The organism is Micromonospora sp. LOL_025, from assembly GCF_048060285.1.
Lineage (GTDB): Bacteria > Actinomycetota > Actinomycetes > Mycobacteriales > Micromonosporaceae > Micromonospora.
Genome location: NZ_JBHMIR010000072.1, coordinates 1 through 5,091, shown reverse-complemented (window position 1 = coordinate 5,091; position 5,091 = coordinate 1). Strand labels below are relative to the sequence as shown.

Below are 5,091 nucleotides of genomic sequence, written 5' to 3'. Positions count from 1 at the left end.
CCGGGCGCGGGCGCGTCGCCCCGCGGCGCGACCGCCCCGGCGGCGTCGCCCCCCGCCGGGCGGCCCACGCCCGCCGCGCCCGCCCCACCGCCGGCCAGCCGGGGGTCACCCGCCCCGGCGCCGGCCTCGAGGCGCTCGCGGAAGCGGCGGAACAGGTCGCCGACCGGGCGGTCAGCGGTCACGAGGAACCTCCCACGAACGCGGCCACGGCCGCCGCCGCCATCGCCAGGGCGGCCAGGCCCGCCCGCTTCCACATCTTCGGCAGGTCCCGGGTGGTGACCACCGGGTCCGGCGGCAACCCGTACACCTCGGGCTCGTCGAGCAGCAGGAAGAACGCGCCGTCGCCGCCGACCCCGTCGCCCGGGTCGTGCCCGTAGAGCCGCGCCTCGGGCACGCCCCGCTCGTGCAGCGTCGCCACCCGGGCCGCGGCCCGCTCCCGCAGCTCGTCGAGGGGGCCGTACTGGATGGACTCGGTGGGACACGCCTGCGCGCAGGCGGGGGTGTTGCCCGCGCCGATCCGGTCGTAGCACAGCGTGCACTTCCACGCCCGGCCGTCGCCCTTACGCTGGTCGATGACGCCGTAGGGGCAGGCGGAGATGCAGTAGCCGCAGCCGTTGCAGATGTCCTCCTGCACCACCACCGTGCCGAACTCGGTGCGGAACAACGAGCCGGTCGGGCAGACGTCGAGGCAGGCCGCGTGGGTGCAGTGCTTGCAGACGTCGGACATCATCAGCCAGCGGAAGTCGGTGCGCCCCTCCGCGCCGCCCGCGCGCCCCGGCGGCTGTGCCCCGGGCATCCCCAGGAACTCCGGCCCACCGGTCCGGCCGGCCGTGCTCGCGCCGGCGGGGCCCGTGCCGGTGCGGGTCGCGCCGCCGGCGCCGGGCCCCGAGCCGGCCATCCGCGCGGCCGCGTCCGCCGCGCCCGGCGGCACCCCCGGCTCGGTGCCGGTCGGGTTGCCGACGCCGGCGGCCACGACCGCCGACGAGGCGCTGGCCGAGCCGCCCGTCGGCGTGCCGGCGAACGGCGGGCTGCGGTGCCCCGCCGGGCGGGGCTGCTCGACGAACGCGACGTGCCGCCACGAGTTCGCGGTCAGCGCGCCGGTGTTGTCGTACGACATGCCGAGCAGGTCCAGCCCCGAGCCGGGGACGTCGTTCCACTCCTTGCAGGCCACCTCGCACGCCTTGCAGCCGATGCAGACGCTGGTGTCGGTGAAGAAGCCCATCCGGGGCGGGGCGTCGGTCCAGCCGGCCTCCGGGGCGGGATCCAGCGGCCCGGACAGGCTGTGCGGGTCAGGAAGCATCGCGGCCCTCCCCGGCGCCGTCGACGGGAGCCGGCGGGGGAACCGCCCCCGGGGTGAGCGTCGGGGCCGGGCGGCCGGGCACGATGCCCGCCCGCCGCTGGTAGTCGGCCACCAGGTCCAGCAGGGCCGGCCCGGTGGGCCGCCGACCGGGCCGCACGTCACAGGTACCGATCTTGCTCTCCTGGATCAGCACGTTCGGGTCCAGGGTGATCCCGAACAGGTCGTTGGCCGAGTCGCCGGTCACCAGGCCCTCGAACCCGAAGTGGTACGGCAGCCACACCTGGTGGATCACCCGACCGTCCACGCGCAGCGGGCTGAGCCGGTCGGTGACCAGCACCTTCGCCTCGATGACCGCCCGCCCGCTGACCAGGTGCGCCCAGCCCAGGTGCGCCAGGCCCGCCTCCGCGGCCAACTCCGGGGACACCTCGACGAACATCTCCGGTTGCAGCTCCGCCAGGGGCCGCACCGTACGGCTCATCCCGCCCGCCGTGTGGTGCTCGGTGAGCCGGCTGACCGTGAACACGTACGGGAAGACCTGACTGTGCTCCTGCGGCGGGCTCGGGTTCACCGAGTTCACCGGGTGCGCGTACACCTTGCGGGTCGGGTTGGCCTGCTGCCGGTAGAACGGGTTGCGCACCGGCGACTCGGCGGGCTCGTAGTGCGTCGGCAGCGGGCCGTCCAGCACGCCGCTGGGCGCGTACAGCCAGCCCTTGCCGTCGCCCTGCATGACGAACGGGTCGTCGCCGGCGATCCCCTCCGGGCCGGACGCGCCCTCCGGCGGCCGGTACGTCGGCGGCTTGGTCCGCTCGAAGTCCGGCACGTCGTAGCCGGTCCACTCCCCGGCGTCCGGATCCCACCAGACGTAGCGCTTGCGTTCGCTCCACGGCCGGCCCTGCGGGTCAGCCGAGGCGCGGTTGTACAGGGTGCGCCGGTTCGCCGGCCACGCCCAGCCCCACTCGGCGGCCACCCAGTCCTGCTCGTGGCGCGACCTGCGCCGCGCCGCCTGGTTGACGCCGTCGGCGTACACCCCGGAGTAGATCCAGCAGCCGACGGCGGTGGAACCGTCGTCGCGGGCCTCGGCGAACGCGGCCAGCGGCCGGCCGGTCGCCACCTCGTAGCCGTTGATCTCGCGCAGCACCGCCTCGGCGCTCGGCTCGGCGTGCGGGCCGTGCGTGGGATAGTCCCAGGCCAGGTCGAGCAGCGCCCGGTCGCGCGGCAGGTCGGAGCCGGCCAGCTTCTCCCGCAGCCGGCGCCCCAGGTGGTAGAAGAACCACAGCTCGGAGCGGGCGTCGCCCGGCGGGTCGACGGCCTTCTCCCGCCACTGCAGCAGCCGCTGGGTCTGGGTGAAGGTGCCCTCCTTCTCCACGTGCGAGGCGGCCGGCAGGAAGAACACCTCCGTCTTGCACTGCTCCGGCACGATCTCGCCGGTGGCGACCTCGGGACTGTTGCGCCAGAACGTGGCGCTCTCGATCATGAACAGGTCGCGGACCACCAGCCAGTCCAGGTTGGCCATGCCGAGTCGCTGTGCCCGGCCGTGCGCCGAGCCGACCGCCGGGTTCTGGCCGAGCAGGAAGTAGCCCCGCACCTTCCCGTCGATCATGTTCAGCACCTGCTGGTACGTCCCGTGGTCGCCGGTCATCCGGGGCATGTACCCGTAGCAGAAGTCGTTCTCGGGCGTCGCCGCGTCCCCCCAGTACGCCTTGAGCAGGCTCGCCGCGTAGGCGCGGGCGTTGCCCCAGAAGCCCTTCTGACCGGGGTGGCGGATGCTGTCCACCCACTCGTCGAAGGTGGGATGGTCCGCGTGGTGCGGCATCGGCAGATAGCCGGGGAGCAGGTTGAACAGCGTCGGGATGTCGGTGGAGCCCTGGATGCTGGCGTGCCCGCGCAGCGCCAGGATGCCCCCGCCGGGGCGGCCCATGTTGCCCAGCAGCAGCTGGATGATCGCGCCGGTGCGGATGTACTGCACGCCGACGCTGTGCTGCGTCCACCCCACGGAGTAGATCAGCACGCCGGTGCGCTCCCGCCCCGAGTTGGCCGTCCATGCGTCGGCCAACTCCAGGAACTTCTCCCGCGGGATGCCGCAGACCCGCTCCACCATCTCGGGGGTGTAGCGGGCGAAGTGCCGCTTCAGGATCTGGTAGACGCAGCGCGGGTGCTGCAACGTCTCGTCCCGCTCGACCTGCCCGCCCACCTCGGCGCCGTGCGACTCGTGACGCAGCCCGGCGGCGGTGTCCCGCTCCTTCGCGGTGTGCCCGCTGCCGGAGTCGGACTCGTGGCCCGCGTACTGCCAGGAGTCCTGGACGTAGCTGCCCGTCTCCGGGTCGAACCCGGAGAAGAAGCCGTCGCCGTCCTCGGTGTCGACGAAGCGCTCGCTGACGATCGTCGCGGCATTGGTGTAGGCCAGCACGTACTCCCGGAAGTCCAGCTCGTTCTCCAGGATGTGGCGCACCACGCCACCGAGCAGCGCGATGTCGGAGCCCGCACGGATCGGCAGGTACGTGTCGGCCACCGCACTGGTACGGGTGAACCGCGGATCGACGTGGAACACCTTGGCGCCGCGCCGCTTGGCCTCCATCACCCACTGGAAGCCCACCGGGTGGGCCTCGGCCATGTTCGAGCCCTGGATGACGATGACGTCAGCGTTGGCGACGTCCTGCTGGAAGTCCGTCGCGCCACCGCGACCGAAGCTGGCCCCCAGACCGGGGACGGTGGCGGAGTGTCAAATGCGCGCCTGGTTCTCGATCTGGAGCGCCCCCATCGCCGTGAACAGCTTCTTGATGAGGTAGTTCTCCTCGTTGTCCAGGGTCGCCCCGCCCAGGCTGGAGATGCCCAGCGTGCGGTTGAGCGGCCGGCCCTGCGCGTCGACGTCCTCCCAGGTCTCCGCGCGCGCGGCGAGGATCCGGTCGGCGATCATGTCGAGTGCGACGTCGAGCTCCAGATCCTCCCACTCGGTGGCGTAGGGCCGCCGGTAGCGGACCTTCGTCTGCCGCAGAGGGCTCGTGACGAGGCTCTTGCTGGCCGACCCCTTCGGGCACAGCCGGCCCCGGGAGATCGGGCTGTCCGGGTCGCCCTCGATCTGGGTGACCTCGTTGTCCTTGACGAAGACGCGCTGGCCGCAGCCGACCGCGCAGTAGGGGCACACCGAACGCGCCACGCTGTCGGCGGTCTCGGTGCGGGCGGTCAACTCCGCCGAGCGGCCGGACTGCGCCGCGGCGCCTCGGCCCAGCGGGTCGGTGCCGGTGAGTTGCCGGTAGACCGGCCAGCCCTGGATGAAGGTCCGCAGGCCCACGCGCGGCACCCCCTCTCCCGGCCCGTCCGACACCGCCAACATGAACATAGGCCAGGCCGCGCGGGACCGCGACCCGTGCCGCGGATCGCCACCCCGACGGTCGCCGCCCGCGCAAAGGTGGCCCCGGGGCGCGCCGGCCGGGTGGATCAGAGGAAGTGCGTGGCCCTCACCCCGCCACCCCGCTCCCGCGCTCGCGCGTTCCCGCCGCGCACCACGACCGGGACGACGGGGCGAAGACAGCGCCGCCCCCGGGCCCGGAGGCTCGGGGGCGGCGCCGGTGTGTCGGTGTGCAGGTCGCCTCTCGGCGAGTGGCGCGACGCGGCTCCAGCCGGACGGTATTCCGCGAAGGCAATTTAGGTGAGGCCCGGGGACACTGGACACACCGACACCTCATTCAACCAGCCGACGGCCTGCGATGTTCCACCGGCGGCGGATGTGCCGCCGGCCGGCACCGAGTCAACGGTGCCGGCCGGCGATCCCCCTTGTGGTGGAAGGTCTGTGT

Annotated in this window: 2 protein-coding genes and 1 pseudogene; all 3 read right to left on the bottom strand. The window is 73.5% G+C overall.

The window, feature by feature from the left end; genetic code table 11:
- A pseudogene (locus tag ACFHW0_RS31430) lies at positions 1–182 on the bottom strand (hypothetical protein); the annotation flags it as partial.
- Positions 179–1,300, bottom strand: coding sequence for a 4Fe-4S dicluster domain-containing protein (locus ACFHW0_RS31425; RefSeq protein ID WP_416613254.1), 1,122 nt, complete (start codon positions 1,298–1,300; stop codon positions 179–181). The gene ACFHW0_RS31425 and the pseudogene ACFHW0_RS31430, both read right to left, overlap by 4 nt.
- Positions 1,290–4,589 carry a formate dehydrogenase gene (gene fdh / locus ACFHW0_RS31420; protein ID WP_416613253.1) on the bottom strand — a complete coding sequence of 1,100 codons (3,300 nt, stop codon included), beginning with the start codon at positions 4,587–4,589 and terminating at the stop codon, positions 1,290–1,292. The genes ACFHW0_RS31425 and fdh overlap by 11 nt, the downstream gene beginning before the upstream one ends.
- Positions 4,590–5,091 lie beyond the last annotated feature (502 nt).